At 49.3% G+C, this 18,100-nt stretch carries 17 protein-coding genes; 12 read left to right on the forward strand and 5 right to left on the reverse strand.

Annotated features, from left to right (window positions below; genetic code table 11):
- Positions 1–110 precede the first annotated feature (110 nt).
- Positions 111–1,064 carry an L-lactate dehydrogenase gene (locus tag MKY97_RS02635; protein ID WP_342553982.1) on the reverse strand — a complete coding sequence of 318 codons (954 nt, stop codon included), beginning with the start codon at positions 1,062–1,064 and terminating at the stop codon, positions 111–113.
- A gap of 539 nt (positions 1,065–1,603) precedes the next feature.
- Here MKY97_RS02635 and MKY97_RS02640 point away from each other — a divergent pair.
- The 4 genes from MKY97_RS02640 (at position 1,604) to MKY97_RS02655 (ending at position 6,010) form a co-directional block, all read left to right on the forward strand.
- Positions 1,604–2,299 carry a hypothetical protein gene (locus MKY97_RS02640; RefSeq protein ID WP_342553983.1) on the forward strand — a complete coding sequence of 232 codons (696 nt, stop codon included), beginning with the start codon at positions 1,604–1,606 and terminating at the stop codon, positions 2,297–2,299.
- 171 nt (positions 2,300–2,470) lie between these two features.
- Entirely contained in the window at positions 2,471–3,289 is an 819-nt protein-coding gene (locus MKY97_RS02645; RefSeq protein WP_342553984.1) for a protein kinase, read from the forward strand.
- Positions 3,290–4,003: 714 nt separating this feature from the next.
- Positions 4,004–4,750, forward strand: a complete 747-nt coding sequence (gene map, locus MKY97_RS02650) for a type I methionyl aminopeptidase (protein ID WP_342553985.1) — start codon at positions 4,004–4,006, stop codon at positions 4,748–4,750.
- 246 nt (positions 4,751–4,996) lie between these two features.
- Positions 4,997–6,010, forward strand: a complete 1,014-nt coding sequence (locus MKY97_RS02655; RefSeq protein WP_342553986.1) for an NADP-dependent oxidoreductase — start codon at positions 4,997–4,999, stop codon at positions 6,008–6,010.
- A 181-nt stretch (positions 6,011–6,191) separates the two neighbouring features.
- On the opposite strand, the gene MKY97_RS02660 is transcribed toward MKY97_RS02655, so the two are convergent.
- From MKY97_RS02660 to MKY97_RS02670, 3 genes are all read right to left on the reverse strand, one after another.
- The gene (locus MKY97_RS02660) at positions 6,192–6,677 is read right to left on the reverse strand and encodes a cytochrome c biogenesis protein CcdC (RefSeq protein WP_342553987.1); all 486 of its coding nucleotides are present in this window, start codon (positions 6,675–6,677) and stop codon (positions 6,192–6,194) included.
- 335 nt (positions 6,678–7,012) lie between these two features.
- Positions 7,013–7,588 (reverse strand): WHG domain-containing protein, encoded by a 576-nt coding sequence (locus MKY97_RS02665; RefSeq protein ID WP_342553988.1) that lies wholly within the window; start codon positions 7,586–7,588, stop codon positions 7,013–7,015.
- Positions 7,585–8,310, reverse strand: coding sequence for an MBL fold metallo-hydrolase (locus tag MKY97_RS02670; RefSeq protein WP_342553989.1), 726 nt, complete (start codon positions 8,308–8,310; stop codon positions 7,585–7,587). Before MKY97_RS02670 ends, MKY97_RS02665 begins: the two co-directional genes overlap by 4 nt.
- Before the next feature lie 432 nt (positions 8,311–8,742).
- Between MKY97_RS02670 and MKY97_RS02675 the strand changes: the two genes are divergently transcribed.
- The 3 genes from MKY97_RS02675 to MKY97_RS02685 all read left to right on the forward strand — a co-directional run bounded on the left by MKY97_RS02675 (position 8,743) and on the right by MKY97_RS02685 (position 10,572).
- Complete coding sequence (locus MKY97_RS02675; protein ID WP_342553990.1) at positions 8,743–9,210, forward strand: Rrf2 family transcriptional regulator; 468 nt, start codon at positions 8,743–8,745, stop codon at positions 9,208–9,210.
- 254 nt (positions 9,211–9,464) lie between these two features.
- Positions 9,465–10,091: a nitroreductase family protein gene (locus MKY97_RS02680; protein WP_342553991.1), complete on the forward strand. Its 627-nt coding sequence runs from the start codon at positions 9,465–9,467 to the stop codon at positions 10,089–10,091.
- Between the two features lie 307 nt (positions 10,092–10,398).
- Positions 10,399–10,572, forward strand: coding sequence for a hypothetical protein (locus MKY97_RS02685; RefSeq protein WP_342553992.1), 174 nt, complete (start codon positions 10,399–10,401; stop codon positions 10,570–10,572).
- Between the two features lie 377 nt (positions 10,573–10,949).
- On the opposite strand, the gene MKY97_RS02690 is transcribed toward MKY97_RS02685, so the two are convergent.
- Positions 10,950–11,633, reverse strand: a complete 684-nt coding sequence (locus MKY97_RS02690; RefSeq protein ID WP_342553993.1) for an S-layer homology domain-containing protein — start codon at positions 11,631–11,633, stop codon at positions 10,950–10,952.
- 606 nt (positions 11,634–12,239) lie between these two features.
- On the opposite strand from MKY97_RS02690, the gene MKY97_RS02695 reads away from it, so the two are divergent.
- The 5 genes from MKY97_RS02695 (at position 12,240) to MKY97_RS02715 (ending at position 18,012) form a co-directional block, all read left to right on the forward strand.
- Entirely contained in the window at positions 12,240–13,985 is a 1,746-nt protein-coding gene (locus tag MKY97_RS02695; protein ID WP_342556209.1) for a rhamnogalacturonan lyase, read from the forward strand.
- 478 nt (positions 13,986–14,463) lie between these two features.
- Entirely contained in the window at positions 14,464–15,549 is a 1,086-nt protein-coding gene (locus MKY97_RS02700; protein ID WP_342553994.1) for a sulfate ABC transporter substrate-binding protein, read from the forward strand.
- 167 nt (positions 15,550–15,716) lie between these two features.
- Positions 15,717–16,556: a sulfate ABC transporter permease subunit CysT gene (cysT, locus tag MKY97_RS02705; protein ID WP_342553995.1), complete on the forward strand. Its 840-nt coding sequence runs from the start codon at positions 15,717–15,719 to the stop codon at positions 16,554–16,556.
- A gap of 141 nt (positions 16,557–16,697) precedes the next feature.
- Positions 16,698–17,576: a sulfate ABC transporter permease subunit CysW gene (cysW, locus tag MKY97_RS02710; RefSeq protein ID WP_342553996.1), complete on the forward strand. Its 879-nt coding sequence runs from the start codon at positions 16,698–16,700 to the stop codon at positions 17,574–17,576.
- Positions 17,577–17,772: 196 nt separating this feature from the next.
- On the forward strand, positions 17,773–18,012 hold the full coding sequence (locus MKY97_RS02715; protein WP_342553997.1) for a YezD family protein: 240 nt from the start codon (positions 17,773–17,775) through the stop codon (positions 18,010–18,012).
- Positions 18,013–18,100: the final 88 nt, after the last annotated feature.

Here is an 18,100-nt window from a genome sequence, read left to right on the forward strand (position 1 = left end):
GTTTTGAGCTGCACCCCTTAGAATAGTCAGCGGTTTAAATCGGTAGTCTATCTGCTGACATTCCAAGAGGTGCATTTTTTTTGTTCGTCTGGAAGGAGGATTTATAGGGCTTAAGCGATGGTCAGACGGTTGATATTACCCGACAAAATCTCGCAGGAGCGCTCGAATTTCTCAAACTCGGCTTGGTCGAGATTTAATTCGATAATCTCTTGAATGCCGCCTTCGCCTATGATGGCCGGGACTCCTGCGCAGACATTCCGCTGCCCATACTCGCCGTCCAGAATAGCGGAAACGGCAATGATTTTGTGCTCATCATTCAGGATGGAGCGGGTAATGTGGGCGAGTGCATTTCCGATGCCGTACTGAGTCGAGCCTTTACGGGTAAATATTTCCCAACCGGCATCCTTCGTTTTTTTGGCGATATCGTCCAGGTTCAGGTGTTTGAAGCGTTCTTTATGCTGATCCAGAATATGCAGAATAGGTTTGCCTCCGATCGTCACATGCGACCAGGCAACAAATTGGGACTCTCCATGTTCACCAAGTGCATAACCGTGTACGCTGCGCGGATCGATGGAGAATACCTCGGACAGCAGTGTTTTGAGCCGTGAAGAGTCAAAGGATGTACCCGTTCCGATCACACGTTCACGCGGCAAACCAGATAATTTCCATACCATATACGTAACGATATCCACGGGGTTCGCCGCGATGACAAAAATTCCATTAAAACCACTATCCATAATGGGGACCACAATATCTTTGGCAATGGACTCCGCTTCCTCCAGAACATCCAGTCTCGTCTGCCCTGGCTTCGGATTGGCTCCTGCAGTCAGAATGATCACATCCATACTGCCGCAATCGGCGTAGGTCCCTGCGTAGACTTTGGTTCGGTTATGAGTGAAGTCCATGCAGTGAGAAAAATCCAGAGCCTGTGCCACAGCCCGGTCATACGTCCGATCAACCATCATAATCTCCCTGCATATCGATTGATTAATCATCGAATATGCACAACTTGAACCCACAAGACCTGCCCCGATGACTGCCACCTTACCTGATTTGCCTAACACTGCCTTCAGCCTCCGTTTACAATGAATTTATCCGTTACCTGATTATTCTTATGTTAAGTATAGTGCTTTATTTTATGCCGATGTTCAATTCTACGTTACATAAGATAACACATAAAAAAGCCATACAGCAATGATTTCCTTTGTCGCGGGAGCGTATTGGAGCGGCGGAGTTAACAAAAATGACATGAATCACTTGAACTCTGAATTTTAGACAGCATCTGCATGTCCATATTCCGACATGACAGCATTCCTGCAGCTTGTCGGATAAAGGGAATTTTCTACGAAAATGATACCTGACAAAAGTTCTTATGATTCCGCAGAAACAGAACTAAACCGTCAAAGGGTTATGCGTGCACATCGACGAATACTTATCGACATGCAGAAAGGAACTCTGATGGGGTGTGTGTGAAAGGTTATTTTAATCCATATCCATTGTTGTGCAGAAGAGAGGTTACCCGATCCGATGACAGTTCGCTGCAGGAACGCTGAAGCCGTTATTTTGCAAGCCCAAAAGACTTCATACCGGGAGGGAATTAAAAATGATTGAAGAAGCAGGAGCAACGACGGAAACGGCCAAGAGCCTGGGAATAGGCGCCAGTACTCTTCGTAAATATGCGGCAGCGCTGGAGGAGCAGGGATATCGCTTCGAACGTGCTGCGAATAAATCAAGATTGTTCAAATCCGATGATATCGAGTGCATTGAACGCCTGATGACGGAGCTTCGTGAGCATAATCTGCCGCTGGCTGATGCCGTAGTCACGGTGCTGTCTCCGGCAGAAAAACAATCAGAACCGGACTTAGTGCAGAGTGCTTACGAGCAATCAGAACAGGAGTGTGCTGCTGCCAGTGCCGTGCTGTCTGGCCCTGATTCCAAACCGCTGCTGGAAGTGGATCAGCATGGCCAGCTGAGATCGTATGAAGGGCTGGGTCAGCTTGTAAGTGAGGTCACTTACGGTGCGGTAGAACCAAAGCAGGAACAGGATGATCGTGTGCAGCTGCTGCAGCATCGTGTAGATGAACTGGAGCTCACACTTCAGCATCTGGCGGAAACCCACCTTGCGCTGCAGGAACAGATGGAGAAGCAGCGTGTATGGATGAACGAAAAGCTGGAGGAGGAACGGGACCGCGAACTGGTCACGAATCTGCGCAGTTACCAGGGAAGAAAACGCAAGTCCAAAGTCACTTCGCTCCGTATGCTGTTTGGTCTGCTGCCCAAGAAACATAAGGAAGCTTGATGATCATGACTGATCAGTTTACATTAATAATCATCCTGCATTACGGCTGATCGTGATTTCAACCTATACGGCCTGATATAATTAGCTCCAATACAACATGAAGTCCAGCCGCTGATCCGCCATTTTTCGGTTTACGATAAACGGGGTCAGCATACTGGCATAGGAGGCAGCGTGGAACTGGAGCGAAGCTGGCGTAGATTGCTTGGGCTGTGGACAGACCGTCCGGGGCGGGAAGACATGATTGTCGGGGAGCGTTATGTTATACGGGAGCTGCTGGGTATAGGGAGTTATGGACTTACCTATCTGTGTGTAGACCAGCAGACTGGAATAGAAGTGGCATTGAAGGAGTCGAAGCCCAGCAAGGGGAAACTTGCCGCACGGCTGTTGTTTCGGGAAGCGGACGTGCTGCATCACCTGCATCATCCTTCAATTCCTAAGCTGCTGGACGCATTTACAGTGCGAAGACGGAATTACATGGTGACAGAGTACATTCGCGGACAGACACTGGAACATTTAATTTTCGAGCAGGGGCAGCAGTATACAGAGCTTGAGTGCATTGAATTCGCCATTCAGCTGCTGACTCCGGTTGCTCATGTGCATGAGCAGGGGTATATTCACGGCGACATACGAATCCCTAACGTCATCTTACGAGAGGGACAGGTGTATCTGATTGATTTTGGCCTGGCAAGACGCTTGGGGGAGCCGCTGCTGCCAGAGTTGAAGCGCCGAATGAAGGATGTGCCTGAGGCCGAAAATGAGCCAGCTGTACCTGATCAGGATCTGCAGGATATCGGACACTTTCTGCTTTTTATGCTGTACTCAGCGTATGAGCCGCAGAAGGGAAGCGCCCCTGCCAGCTGGCAGGAGGAACTTCGACTTACGCCTGAACTGCATGAAATGCTGGAACGGCTTCTGGGGCTTCGTCCGGGTTATGAGGGCGGGGCAGCAGAGCTGCTGTTCGAGATGGAGGGTTTGAAACTGCTGCTGTAAAGGAAGTGTGCAGAGCGGAGCAAAGCAAGTATAAATATAAAAAGGGGTGTTCAGCTGACCGTGAGAACGGTATTGGTGAACACCCCTTTAGTATGTCTCGCAGCTGAGAATTAGACTCAAGCCAAGGCCGAATTAAGACAAGTCAAGCTTAAGCAGCAGTCCAAGCATAAGGGAATCCAATCCCAATCCAAACGAATCGAATCTGAATCTTAGCTCGCTGCATACATAGTGTAAGTTAGGTGGCTGGTCTATCACCTAGGGTTTGTACAGTCAATCCGGCCAGAACCGTATTTCGTTTAGCTGGAGCTGTATTTCCTGCTTTTATAATAACCGGAGCCATGGCGTTGATCCCTGTGTTTCATATCCGATGATGAGTAGCGTTTGTATGTGCGTTTGCCGGAGGAGCTGCTGTATTTTTTATAGGATCGTCTATTGGAGGAACTGTAACGTTTGTGGTGAGATGAGGACTTGGAGTCCATTAGTTTTCCTATGAGCTTCTTAAACATAAGTCGTTCACCCTTTCGTTTTCAGTTATTTATGCTAATACGATGCTCGTCTGAGAGGGGTTTCGTGTTTTTCGAGAAAAGAGTATTCATCCATTGACGGCTTGGCGTATAATATGATGTTGGCTAGAGAACCGAAATTTTTTATTTTGGGCATTTCGCGTTACAATAGAAGACAGGATAAGATCATAACGGACAAGGAGTAGTTGGCATGATTACTTTAAAGACCAAAGAACAGATTGAATATATGAGAAAAGCGGGCGAAATTCTTGCTGCGTGCCATAGAGAAATCGCAAAATTGATTCGTCCGGGGATCACAACACAGGAAATTGACCAGTTTGCAGAAGCATTTATTAAAAAAAATGGCGCTATTCCGGAACAAAAGGGGTACAACGGATACCCTTATGCGACATGTGCGTCGGTTAATGACGTGATCTGTCACGGCTTTCCGGGAAAATACGTACTGAAAGACGGCGATATCGTTACCATCGACATGGTCGTTAATTTGAATGGCTGGCTGGCCGATTCGGCTTGGTCTTATGCGGTGGGGAATGTAAGTCCCGAAGCACAGCATCTGCTGGATGTGACCAAAAACTCTCTATATAAAGGGATAGAGCTTGCAGTTGTAGGCAATCGGATCGGTGACATCTCCAATGCAATTCAGCAGTATGCCGAAGGAGAAGGTCTGGCGGTAGTTCGTGAATTTATTGGACACGGGATCGGGGAAAAGATGCACGAAGAACCTCAGGTTCCACATTACGGTCCGCCACATCGCGGCCCACGTCTCAAGGAAGGTATGGTTATTACCATTGAACCGATGCTGAATACAGGAACATTCCGCAGCAAGCTGGATTCAGACGGTTGGACTGCACGCACATTGGATGGAAGCCTGTCTGCCCAATATGAGCACACCATTGCGATCACAGCGGAAGGCCCCGTCATTTTGACTGCACAGTAAGGTTGGTTGAGAGGTTTTATTAGATGGGTCATTGAGAAGTCCCCGTAAGGATTGAAAAATTGTATTAGGCATGGTTGAAAGCTGCCGTGTGATGATATTTGTATATTTCTGGGCGGCCCACGTTTGTGATCCGCCTGTTTCGGTTTAAACTATTATGAAGATTCAACATAGAGCCAGTGGTGCACTGTTTCACTGCAGATGACAAGGGTTGACCTTGAAGCCATTGGGAATCAGGAGGTTATTTTGATGACTGTAAACAAACAGATTGTACTGGCGTCCCGTCCTGAAGGGGCACCTTCCAGAGAAAATTTTGAATTCGTTGAGGTACCGCTGCCAGAACCGGAAGCCGGGCAGGTGCTGGTTCGTACATTATATTTGTCGGTCGATCCGTACATGCGGGGACGAATGAAAGATACGAAATCGTATGCACCACCGTATGCCTTGAATGAAGTCATTAAGGGTGGGGCGATTGGACAGGTTGTGGAATCGTCCGAGCCGAATTTGCGCAAAGGGGATCTGGTCACCGGCATGTGGGGATGGCAGCAGTACGCTGCGGTCAATACAGCGGATCTGTCACTGATTGATTCAGATGAGGCTCCAATCACAGCCTATCTGGGTGCACTCGGCTTGACGGGGTTGACCGCATACTTCGGTATGGAGGATATCGGAAAACCTAAAGATGGCGAGACGGTTGTTGTATCCGGTGCGGCAGGAGCTGTGGGGATGATTGCGGGTCAAATCGGTAAAATCGTCGGTGCACGTGTGGTCGGTATTGCCGGTTCTGACGATAAATGCGATTATCTGAGAGAAAAGCTTGGCTTCGACGTTGTGCTCAATTACAAGACGGAGCAGGATATGTCTGCAGCGATTGCAAAAGCTTGTCCAAACGGAGTGGACGTGTATTTCGACAATGTCGGCGGCGACATCTCGGATGCCGTGCTGCGTCATATTAATCGGAATGCTCGTATTCCGCTGTGTGGACAGATTTCATCCTATAATCTGGAGAAGCCGGATATCGGAATGCGTCCACAGACACTGCTGTTAACGAACACAGCACTGATGAAAGGCTTTTTGCTGGGCGACTATACAAAGTCCTTTAAGGAAGGGCGCGCCAAGCTGGCCAAATGGATCAAGGAAGGCAAGCTGCAGTATGAGGAGAACATCGTAGATGGTTTCGAACGCACACCGGAAGCCTTCATAGGTCTTTTCTCGGGAGATAATCTGGGCAAGCAGCTGGTAAAAGTTGCGGACCCTGAATGATAAATGGCTTTTTGCTTCAAGTCTCAGCTGAGCAGGTCTGTGGGGCTCTCGTGTCTGAAGTTGAAGACAAAAGCAAACACAAAAGTGACAGCAAGAAAAGTAAAAGACACGTTCTTTAGCACCTTTGGATGGTGATGAACGTGTCTTTTGAGTTGCTGTGATACTGCGACACTACAGCTGCCTAATGTTGAACAGCCAGCACTTCTTTGTAGTGCTTATACATATATACACGCCAGCGCACAATCATACCGAACGCGAGCAGGAAGAACAAACCACCCGTTTGCGGAATACTGACGTACTGCTGGATGACTTCATGCAGTATTAGGCGTACAGCCAGCAATCCAAGCAAGATGAAGGCAAAACTGCGGGAACGTGTGGCGAAGATCTCTTCTCCTACGCGTTCAAACCGGGTGCTGCGAATCAGCGGATACGAGAAAATAAACCAGCCGACCAGAAAAGCAATGAATGCCCATAACCATGGGACACGCGTCTCCTGTACAGCAAACATAAAAAAGCCTGTGCTCATGCCGAGCGGCGGAATAATGATTTTACGAATGGTGACTGGTCGGTGGCTGGCCTTCATGCGAATAAAGATGGCAAGTAAGGCCATGACCAGCATACCAACGGTCGCCCCGATCTGAAGATAGTACGGAGAGATTTGAGCCACGTAAACGCCCTCTTTCTGGAATGATATGTAATCCGATAGACCGGATGAAATACAAATAACCTGATTTTTCAGTTCCTATTATAGCACAAACGCTGGAACTCGATAGAACGCATATATTATAAAACGATGAAGATACCGACCTTTTTTTATTAGGAAAATATGTATGTAATAGTGTTCCCGCCGAGCTCATGTTTATTCGAACGATGGGAAAATGAAAAGGTACCGCGAAGATGGAAACTTCATGCGGTACCCAAAGCTTGACTGGCTGGGCGAGGTTCAATGACTTGGTGCAGCTTGTTCAAGACTGTCCTCTTACTCTGACAAGAGCGGCCTTGTTATGTGTTTTCGGAAAGGTGACGCAGCCCGTGAAGAAAGGCAGACACAGTCAGACGCAAACTGTCGTCTGGACTGAAATCCATGCCGAAGCCGCCCTGTGCCTCGATTGAGGCAAAACCATGGCAGAGGCTGCGCAATCCCCGAACAGCATGCAGCGCCTGCGCTTCGGTGAGGGGGTATGGCTGCAGGGTATGCAGCATCATGTTCAGCAGAGCTGTTTTGCATGCCGCGAGCTGTGGTTCATTCAGATCGGGTGCATGGTACGAGGCTTCGTAGAGCCCGGGATGCCGGCGAACGAAGCCCAAGTAAGCAGCGGCGATGGCCTGAATGGCCTCATCGCCGGTGTGGTCAGCCGCAGCCTCGTTTACGGCGAGGCCAAGCTGCTGCACTGACATCAGCGCCAGTTCTTGGCGAAGCCCGGGAAGCCCGCTGATGTGGTTATAGAGCGACGGTGAGCGCACATCGAGCCGCTTCGCAAGAGCGGCAAGGGTCAGCGCCTCAAAGCCGTCGCTGTCCACGATCTGGATCGCGGCGCTGAGCAGCGCGTCGCGGTCCAGACCTTGCCGGGGGCTCATCGCTGCCCCCCGGCTGGCTGCAGCCGCTGCTGCGCATCCGCTGCGGCCGCGCGCATGGCGGTCGCGGGCTGGCGCAGCATCCGTCCGTGGCCAACGGCCAGCACGGACGGTTCCAGCTCTGCCAGGCGCTTGGCGCTGGCTAGTGCCGCTTCGCGATTCCACGTGGCCAGCGCAGGGAACGGGAAAAGCGGGCGCATGCGGCCGGACACAGCCAGACCGCCGTGCACCTGATACGCGTCGCCGGCAATCAGCACTCGGCTGCGTGTATCCATAAAGGCCATATGCCCCGGCGTATGGCCTGGAGAAGCAATGGCGACCAGCGAACCGATCTGGTCGCCATCTTCGAGCAGGCGATCCGGCTTCGTACGGACGCCTTTAGGCACACTGCCGCGTATTTTCGTCTGCGGCTCGTGCGGCAGCAGTGAAACATCCCCTGCTAACAGCTCGGCATCCCGTCTGGAGATGCACACCTCAGCATCGGGAAGTGCATCCTTGAGACCATCAAGTGAACCAACATGATCAGCATGAGCATGGGTCAGGATGATGGTAGTAATAGGCTTACCGAGTGCAGCGGCTGCTGTAAGAATTCCTTTAAGACTGAATGGCATTCCTGCATCAATCAGGGTCAAATGCTGCTCTTCTTCAACCAGATAGACATTTACAGGAAAGAGGCGGGGGAAAAATGTGACTTGGGTTACATCGAACTCGCGGATAATACGCACTTGAAAACCTCCCGTAAACTAATGATGTTAGTAATATAACTAATGACATTAGTTTTGGCAATCATTATTTTAAAATGAGCCGGGTTATCATGAAATCAGATTAAAATCAAACTTTACAAAAAAAGCGTTTTCAAATTGCGGATTACCGATTATAATAATCACGTAAGCCCTTTCATATGTCTATCTTATTGGAGCCCTTCGCGATGCGAAAGGCTCACTTTTTTTATATAAATGGCTTCTCCAACCTGCTTTTCCAAATGTGTTTTCAGCAGATCGTAGAGGGGCTGTAAGTATTGGTATAACAGGCATATTCATACTTGGTCCAAGCCCAGGTGCAGGTGTTGACAAACATAACTGTTATTCATATAATGACAGTTATACTTACCTTGGAAAGAAGTTCATCGGCGCATTATGCCGGGAAGGGAGTAAGTTATGAACAGCGAATTTACCATTGCGGTGCATTGTCTTGTTTTTCTATCCATGAGAAGCGAGTGCATGGCCAACAGTGAAGACCTGTCCCAAAGTGTGGGGACGCACCCGGCCAGAGTCCGCAAGGTACTGAGTGTTCTGCGTAAACATGGCTACCTGACAACAAAGGAAGGTGCCCATGGCGGGTACTTGCTCAGCCGTCCAAGTGAAGAGATCAAGCTGGGGGAAGTGTACAGGCTCGTAGCCGGAGGTTCACTGGGGCCAAGCTGGTGTTCAGGTGAATCGGGTTCACCTTGTAAAGTATCCTCTAATATGCAGGGTGTGATGGGGGCTATATACGATGGAGGAGAAGAGGCGCTGAGCGCTTATTTCGATGGAATATCCATTCGTGATGTAAGACAAAGCATTGAGCGTGGAGAAGGAGCCTGTCTAATAGAAGGTTTCTCTGTCAAAGAGAAAGAGAAGTCTTGATGATTGTCATCCGTTAGGTGGATCATGATGCAGCTCGACCAGGCATGGGGGAGAAGTGTAAACAGGCGTATGCTCCGGTGTAAGATGGATTGAAGATTGAGGTGATTCCGGGCATAACGTGAACACAGATGGGGAGCGTTCGTCTGCGCTGATGTTATTTTCGGAAGGTCTTTGCTTGAGGGCGAAATAGCTTTCAAGAGGCTTTGCGAACGTAAAAATAAAATATTCCAAACACAACTAGGGAGTGGAACACAATGTCGGTTACTGAAAAAAATGAAACACTTCGCGTCATTAGCGAACGCCACGCAGTTAAAAAGTATGAAAAAGGTTTTGTATTGCCGGAAGCTGATCTGAACGCAATACTGACCGCAGCTGCGGAAGCACCATCTTCCTGGAATCTGCAGCACTGGAGATTCCTCGTCATTGAATCCGAAGCAGACAAAGCAAAATTGCTCCCGATTGCTTACGGCCAAACACAAGTGGTTGACAGCTCCGTTACCATTGCGGTTCTTGGTGATCTGGAAGCTAACCGCAACACATTTATCTATGATCAGGCTGTTGAAGCTGGTGCACTGCCTGCGGAAGTTCGTGACGCATTGGTTGGTCAAATTAACGGTGCTTACCAAAGTCCGCAAATCGCTCGTGATGAAGCGATTCGCAACGCTTCGTTTGCTTCCCAGAATATCATGCTTGCAGCACGCTCCCTGGGTTATGACACCTGCCCGATGGGTGGATACAACCCGCAGCAATTGATTGAAGCATTCAACATCCCTGCACGTTTTGTGCCAACCCTGTTGATCACTGTGGGTAAGGCTGCTGAGCCGGCTCGTCCGTCAGGCCGCTTCCCATTGTCTGAAGTCGTTGTAAAAGGTTCATTCTAAGATCATCTGAACGTGGATTATAAGCAGTAATAATTTAAGCGAGTACGGTCCTTCTAATCAGGGGGAGTACTCGCTTTTTTGCTTTTTCAACTACGCTTCAACTTCGTTTCAGCTGCTCAATATGAGGCGGCCTGTACCTGTTATTTTACTGCTGCGATAGAGGCTGCCGATGATCAAACTGCTGTGTGTTTGTATTGGTGTACGCACAGAAAGAAGTGGGCAGGAGATTGCTCCGGTCTGAATGGGAATTTCTGTGTATGGTAAAATATGATATCAATAGTACATATAATCGAGGTGATCGGCAGGTGTGAGTATATTAAGATACAGTTATCCTACGATGCTGAAAAGAAGCAAAAGTCTGTCGTATCGACAGCAGGTGACTTCAATGACAGTGGTACACATGAAATTTTTAGTTGAACATAAGTTAAACGTTGTAGAACCATTTCAGGAGGATGGCTCACTCAAGGAAGACCTGGTTTAGCAAAGTTCGGACTTAACCGACCTGGGAAACAAATTTTTCAAAGAGGTTTTTCCGAAATGGTCTGCGTATATTTATCGCGGCGGAGATATTTAGAAAACGACCATGCTGCTAAAGGGTTTGACCAAGCTAACCTCCTGCATCAAAGACGAGACAGATTCTGCAGTGTAATATAAATCACGTAGACAGAGGCTCCGATTCAAACTCACGCTTTATTTCCACTCTACCTTTAGGTGAATCTCCATCTCAAATTCAAACTCAGTATAATAAATAAACTGCACTCTTTCTACGAAAGAATAGTGCAGTTTATTTGGTGCTGTTTTCTTTTACAAAATAATCAGCTTTTTAAAATCCGGCTTTACTAAAGAGAAAATTTAATCTCACTTCTCCGGTGTTTCCGGGATTTGCGGTGTAAAGAAGGATTCCATGTGCTCCATTGCATTGTACATCATCACCGCAGCATCAGCGCGAGTAATGGCTTGTTTCGGATTGAACTGTCCATTCGCATCCAGCGTGCTGATTTTCAGCACGAGGGAACGCTGTACTGCACCTTGGTACTCCGGCGTAAGCTCTTTCTCATCTGTGATATCAACAGGCTGAATTTTGATCATAGGCAGACCGCCTTTGGCCTCTATGGCCTGCATCAGGAACAGGGTGTACTGCTCACGGGTGAGCGGTTTGGAGGGGTCGATATTCTGCGGCAGCTTGATGCTGTTGTACTGTGCGCGGATGAACGCATCGCTGTACCAGACGCCATCTTTTACAGCAGAAAAATAATCACTCGGTACAGGCATTTTGATGAAACGAATAGCGTTAAGGTTAAGATCCAGCCCGTCTACAATCAATTGAATGCCTTGGGCTGTATTCAGCTGTTCTTCCGGCTTGAACAAGTTGTCACTAACCCCTTTGATTAACCCGTTCTGATGAAGGGATTCAATTTTGTCTGCACCTGGTAATCCTTGAATATCCGTGAAATTGGATGGCGCAGCATGGAGAGGACCTGCACTTAGTGAGAGCGTAAGCAGCGCCGCTGCGCTGAAAGCAGCCATCATATTTTTTTTCATCTCGTGTCGCCTCGCTTTTCCAGGGAGGTATTTCCCTTTATTTTAAAGTGATTTGCACCTATAGACGACCCTTCTGTTCAAAAGGTTGCTTCCATTGTTGCCAAATCTGAATTCACAACGTAACCTTTGGATTAGTCCGATAATCCGGGGGTGATCGTCTCAGTAAGCTTTTCTGAAATTGTTAGAAAATAAAACCGTGCGACCATGCCCGAATAGCGTTTCTGGAGATCGTTAGAAAAATGTGCAATGGGATCTGTCAGGCCGATGAACGGATTATGAAATCACAGTTACTTTTGTGATACGAACGAAATGTCTGACGACCAACGTTTTTACTAATTAAGACCTATAGATGGGATTTTATGTTTAATTTAAAATATAATTAGTAAAGCGCTTACATAAAATTGATTTTTACCAACATATCTGTAGATGCGCTACAAGGCATTGGGCTTACCAATTTGATTGGGGAGGCAATGAATAATGGGACAATTATCACTCTGGAAGCGCACATGGCGGGCAGCCGGCATAATGCTGCTGGGCTCGGCACTGTTTTCCGCTTCGCCTGGTCTGATCCACCTGCCTGGAGCTCATGCAGCTGGTCCGAGGCAGATGGAATATCTGGATCGGGGTGTGGTGGCAGTGAAAACAGGCAGTGGTGTGTTTGTCAGTTGGCGTCTGCTCGGAACGGAAGGCTCCAATGTGGCTTTTAATGTGTATCGGGATGGAATCAAAGTGAATACATCACCTATAACAGGCAGCACCAATCTGCAGGATGCAGGCGGGACAAGCAGTTCAAAGTATACGGTGCGTGCTGTTGTTGGTGGAACCGAGCAGGCTGCTTCTGCCGCTGCAGGTGTCTGGGGCAGCAATTATTTGAGCGTGCCGCTTCAAGTTCCTGCGGGTGGAACCACACCGGATGGTGTGGCTTATACCTACAGTGCCAACGACGCCAGCGCAGGGGATCTGGATGGAGACGGTCAATACGAGCTGATCGTGAAGTGGGACCCTTCCAACTCCAAGGATAACTCGCAAAGCGGTTATACCGGTGAAGTATTCATCGATGCATACAAATTAAACGGCACTCGCCTGTGGCGGATCAGTTTAGGCAAAAATATTCGTGCGGGCGCTCACTATACCCAGTTCATGGTTTACGATTTGGATGGGGACGGCAAAGCCGAAATCGCCATGAAAACAGCTGACGGCACTCGGGATGGTACAGGCATTGTGATCGGGGATGCCAGCAAGGATTACCGCAATTCGAGCGGCTATGTGTTATCCGGACCCGAATTCCTGACGATCTTCAACGGGCAGACGGGAAAAGCGATGTCCACCATAAACTATGAACCGGCACGGGGTAATGTCTCAGACTGGGGAGACAATTACGGCAATCGGGTCGACCGCTTTCTCGCGGCCGTTGCTTACCTGGATGGTGAACGCCCAAGTCTGGTTATGGCTCGCGGGTACTATACACGGAGTGTGCTGGCAGCCTATAACTGGCGAAACGGACAGCTGACTAAGCAGTGGATTTTTGACTCCAATACGGCAGGCAATTCAGGCTATGCCGGACAGGGAAATCATAATCTGAGTGTGGCTGATGTCGACGGGGATGGCAGGGATGAGATTGTTTATGGGGCTATGGCTGTCGACGATAATGGAAGAGGGCTGTACACGACAGGTTTGAAGCATGGAGATGCGATGCATCTGAGTGATCTGGACCCGGATCGTCCGGGGCTGGAGGTATTTCAGGTTCACGAGACACCGTCCAATGCAGGGGTATCGTTCCGTGATGCAGGTACGGGTCAGCTTATCTGGGGTATCAAAACAACGAAAGATATTGGACGCGGCATGGCAGCAGATATCGATCCAAGGTACAAAGGTGCCGAAGTATGGGCAGACGGCAGCCTGTACACAGCCAAAGGGCAGAAGCTCGGTTCTGTTCTGCCTTCTTCCACGAATTTTGGCATCTGGTGGGACGGTGATCTGCTGCGCGAGCTGCTGGACAGCAACCGGATCGACAAATGGGACTATGCCAACAGTAAAACTGTAAATCTGCTGACTGCTTCCGGGGTATCTTCCAATAATGGCACCAAATCTACACCGAGCCTTCAGGCAGACCTTTTCGGAGACTGGCGGGAAGAGGTCGTATGGCGTACAAATGACAGCTCGGCATTGCGAATCTACACCACCACAGCTCTGACGGACAAGCGTATTTATACTCTGATGCATGATCCGGTATATCGTCTCGGAATCGCTTGGCAAAATACGGCTTATAACCAGCCGCCGCATACCGGCTTTTATCTGGGTGAAGGAATGAACCCGCCTCCAATGCCGAATATTCGGTATGCGGGCAGATAAAGAACGGGCAGGTTCTGCAGCCCGGCTCCAGTCATGTGAACAGGATCAGCGAAGGATTAAACTTCGCGGAAGGGAACAACGAGTAAGGAGCCGTTGTTCCTCTTTTTTTCCAGAGGTGCAGAATTTCGGTGAAAAGTGGAAAAAACGTTTGACAGTCATATAGACTGCCTTTATTATACGTATATAACTTACTAAACAGGTAGGAATAATGAAAATGGCTGATTTTGTTGCGGAGTCGGTCATGACAGACACAAGAGTACACACATTTGAACAGCATAGCGTTCTCACCGTATAGACGGAGGAACACCGCAGCGCATTTTACCGGATGAAGCATACACGGCCTTGGGGTCGGCATGACTTGATGAGGGGAGAGTGCGCAGGGGTTCCTCCGTCTTGTTGTTTTTTTTTCGGGTGCGTTCCGCTGTTCTGCCAACCTGTAGTTAATCATGCAAGTTTATATCGGGGGGAGTGTAAAGTGATGGGAAAGAGAGTTCATAAGGGAATTCTGGTTGGGCTGGCACTGGTGTTAACAGGGGTGCTGGCGGCTTGCAGATCCGATAACAGCGGGTCTGGTGCGGCAGGTGCTTCAGCAGGATCAGGAACAGACGGGACCAAGGAAGGAAGCAAAGTAGTTGAACTGCTCAACGTTTCCTATGACCCGACACGGGAACTTTATGAGGAATATAATAAGGCATTTGCCGCGCATTGGCTGAAAGAGAAGGGTCAGGAAGTGACCATTAAACAATCTCACGGAGGTTCGGGTAAGCAGAGCCGTTCCGTCATTGACGGACTGGATGCAGATGTGGTGACGCTGGCGCTTGGCTATGATATTGATGCGATTGAAGATAAAGGCCTGATTAATGCAGGCTGGCAGGAAAAATACGAGCATAACAGTTCACCGTACACGTCCACCATTGTGTTTCTGGTGCGCAAAGGTAATCCCAAAGGCATCAAGGATTGGGATGATCTGATCAAAGGAGACACCCAGGTGATTACACCGAATCCGAAAACATCGGGCGGCGCACGGTGGAACTATTTGGCGGCATGGGGTTATGCCCTGAAGCATAACAACAACGACGAAGAGAAGGCCAAACAGTTCGTGGCAGAACTGTTCAAACACGCTCCTGTGCTCGACTCGGGTGCTCGAGGATCAACAACGACATTTGTGGAACGCGGCATTGGCGATGTGCTGCTGGCTTGGGAGAATGAGGCATTCCTCTCGGTGAAAGAGCTGGGACCGGACAAATTCGACATCGTTGTGCCTTCCATCAGCATTTTGGCTGAACCCCCTGTGGCGATCGTGGATAAAAATGTAGACAAAAAAGGTACCCGCGATGTGGCGGAGGCTTACCTCCAATACCTTTACAGCGAAGAAGGCCAGACGATTGCTGCCGAAAATTACTACCGTCCAACGCTGGACCGTGTGAAAGAGAAATTCAAGGACCAGTTCCCGGCGCTGGAGCTGTTCACGTTAAAAGATGTTTTTGGTACTTGGCGGGATACCCAGGCCAAACACTTCAAAGATGGCGGTGTCTTCGATCAGATCTACGTACCGGGCAGCTAGGAACACCTCTTCTCGGAACCGAGGAGTCGAACTGGGAGAACAACGAAAGTGCAGCAGAACCAAAAGAGAGCAAAAGAAACACAACAAAAGAAACACTACAAGAGCACATATTGCACTGTACGCAGCCAACCAGCCCTACCGGCTGACGGCGGAGAGGGTGAATAGGCATGAGCAAGGGGATCGCAATCCGGGGAAGGCGAACACTGCCAGGATTCGGATTAACGATGGGTTACAGCGTATTGTATCTGAGTCTGGTCGTGCTAATTCCACTGACGGCACTGATATTCAACTCCACAGGATTGACTTGGGCAGCGATGGTGGAAGTAGCCACCAATCCAAGAGTGCTGGCTTCGTTTCGGGTCAGCTTCCTGACAGCCGGAGCAGCGGCTTTAATTGATCTGTTCCTGGGCCTGCTCCTGGCTTGGGTGCTGGTCCGGTATTCATTTCCCGGTAAACGAATATTCGATGCGGTCATTGATCTGCCGTTTGCGCTGCCCACGGCAGTAGCCGGAGTGGCTCTTACGGCAATCTATGCCGGAAACGGTTGGATTGGACAGTTCGTAGAGCCTTTGGGCATCAAGCTGGCATACTCTCAGGCCGGAATTACACTTGCGCTCATGTTTATCGGTATTCCGTTTGTCGTACGTACCGTGCAGCCAGTGCTGGAGGAGCTTGAGGCAGAAGTGGAAGAGGCTGCGGCAACGCTGGGAGCAGGGCGATGGCGGATTTTCCGCACTATTTTGCTGCCGGATTTGATCCCCCCGCTGCTGACAGGGTTTGCACTGGCTTTTGCCAGGGGCATTGGTGAGTACGGTTCAGTTGTATTTATTTCAGGCAATATGCCGATGAAAACGGAAATCGCGCCGCTGCTCATTATGGCGAAGCTGGAACAGTTTGATTATGCAGGAGCTGCAGCCGTAGCTTTGCTGCTCTTATTGATCTCGTTTATCTTGCTGCTGATCATTAATTCTCTGCAACGCTGGAGTCGTAAGGCAGGGAGAGCGTGATATCGCAGCATCAAGGAGGTGAGGAGAGGTAGTCCGAATAACCTCACATTCTGTCCGTGCGGCCTGCCCTTTCGTGGCGGCCCGGACGGAAATACACAGCCGCGCTGCGTCACGCTCACCCAAACCGAAGGAGGTGTATTTATGGCGAGTTCTGTACCCCTTGGTCCTGTTCCGCCTGTAAAAACCGGACGCAGTACAAATCGCGCGACAACAGAGGCAGCTTGGGTAAAATGGCTGCTGATCGGACTTGCGAGTCTCGTCCTGATCTGGCTGCTGATCCTGCCGCTGGTGATCGTGCTCATGGAAGCGCTGAAGCAAGGCTGGGGTGTCTACATCGCTGCGCTGACGGAACCGGATGCCTTGTCTGCACTGAAGCTGACTCTGCTGGTTGCCGCAATCACCGTTCCGCTAAATACGATTTTTGGCGTGGCGGCAGCTTGGGTCATCACCAAATTCCAGTTCAAAGGGAAAGGACTGCTGATTACCCTGATTGATCTTCCCTTTTCCATCTCCCCTGTCGTTGGCGGATTGATCTTTGTTCTGGTGTTTGGCTCAAACGGATGGTTTGGCCCATGGCTGGCCGAGCATGATATCAAAATTATTTTTGCGCTGCCGGGCATTGTGATTGCGACATTGTTTATTACCTTTCCTTTCGTGGCGAGAGAACTGATTCCGCTCATGGAGGATCAAGGAACTCGGGAAGAAGAAGCGGCTGTGACGCTTGGCGCCTCCGGGTGGCGCATCTTCTGGAGCGTGACGTTACCCAACATTAAATGGGGACTTCTGTACGGCATCATCTTGTGTAACGCGCGTGCCATGGGTGAATTCGGAGCTGTATCTGTAGTGTCTGGACACATTCGCGGAGAAACGAACACCCTGCCGCTGCACGTTGAAATTCTGTATAACGAATATCAATTTTCAGCTTCCTTTGCTGTGGCCTCGCTATTGTTAATCCTGGCCTTGGCTACGCTGCTGCTCAAAAGCTGGCTTGGGCATAAAGCCGTGTCAGATAAGGGGTAGTTGTACTGAAAGCGTAAGAAAAGAGCTGGAAAAGGAAGCTGCTGTATGGGATCAAAATATCAATTGACAGCCGCTGGAAGCCCTGATATTGTATAAACCAAGTATATAGGTTGGATAAGAATGAATTATAATCTTTTGGAATACAGATGTTAACAGGATTATAACGGGTGGAAGCCCGAGAAGAGGAGGCGGCTCTATGGCTAAGCCGTTAAAAGTGGATGAGGTATGGTTGGACCGAATTGCCGGACAGCTGAATGACATGGAGTTTGGTTCACTGCACATCGTAGTACATGAGGGTCAGATTGTGCAGATGGAGCGAACGGAGCGCAGGCGTTTTGAAAATACGTCCTCAGGCAGCGCCTCCAAATCCGGCAGTACCTCTCGAAGTACCTCATCCCGTTCCGTTCGTGGATCAAATGCGAGTGCCAAAGGATAGAGAAGCCTAAACGTATGATCATGATGTATTGACATGAAATCTGAAACGTTGTTTGGAGCGAATTTACGAAATACGTCATTTACTTCAT

Source organism: Paenibacillus sp. FSL R7-0652 (assembly GCF_038595045.1).
Lineage (GTDB): Bacteria > Bacillota > Bacilli > Paenibacillales > Paenibacillaceae > Paenibacillus.

Excerpts from the sequence above, each read along its gene's own strand:
- cysT (WP_342553995.1), top strand. The coding sequence starts at position 15,717 with ATGAGCAAGGGGATCGCAATCCGGGGAAGGCGAACACTGCCAGGATTC.
- MKY97_RS02675 (WP_342553990.1), top strand. The coding sequence starts at position 8,743 with ATGAACAGCGAATTTACCATTGCGGTGCATTGTCTTGTTTTTCTATCC.
- MKY97_RS02700 (WP_342553994.1), top strand. The coding sequence starts at position 14,464 with ATGGGAAAGAGAGTTCATAAGGGAATTCTGGTTGGGCTGGCACTGGTG.
- cysW (WP_342553996.1), top strand. The coding sequence starts at position 16,698 with ATGGCGAGTTCTGTACCCCTTGGTCCTGTTCCGCCTGTAAAAACCGGA.
- MKY97_RS02715 (WP_342553997.1), top strand. The coding sequence starts at position 17,773 with ATGGCTAAGCCGTTAAAAGTGGATGAGGTATGGTTGGACCGAATTGCC.
- MKY97_RS02640 (WP_342553983.1), top strand. The coding sequence starts at position 1,604 with ATGATTGAAGAAGCAGGAGCAACGACGGAAACGGCCAAGAGCCTGGGA.
- MKY97_RS02690 (WP_342553993.1), bottom strand. The coding sequence starts at position 11,633 with ATGAAAAAAAATATGATGGCTGCTTTCAGCGCAGCGGCGCTGCTTACG.
- MKY97_RS02695 (WP_342556209.1), top strand. The coding sequence starts at position 12,240 with ATGGAATATCTGGATCGGGGTGTGGTGGCAGTGAAAACAGGCAGTGGT.
- MKY97_RS02680 (WP_342553991.1), top strand. The coding sequence starts at position 9,465 with ATGTCGGTTACTGAAAAAAATGAAACACTTCGCGTCATTAGCGAACGC.
- MKY97_RS02665 (WP_342553988.1), bottom strand. The coding sequence starts at position 7,588 with ATGAGCCCCCGGCAAGGTCTGGACCGCGACGCGCTGCTCAGCGCCGCG.
- map (WP_342553985.1), top strand. The coding sequence starts at position 4,004 with ATGATTACTTTAAAGACCAAAGAACAGATTGAATATATGAGAAAAGCG.
- MKY97_RS02655 (WP_342553986.1), top strand. The coding sequence starts at position 4,997 with ATGACTGTAAACAAACAGATTGTACTGGCGTCCCGTCCTGAAGGGGCA.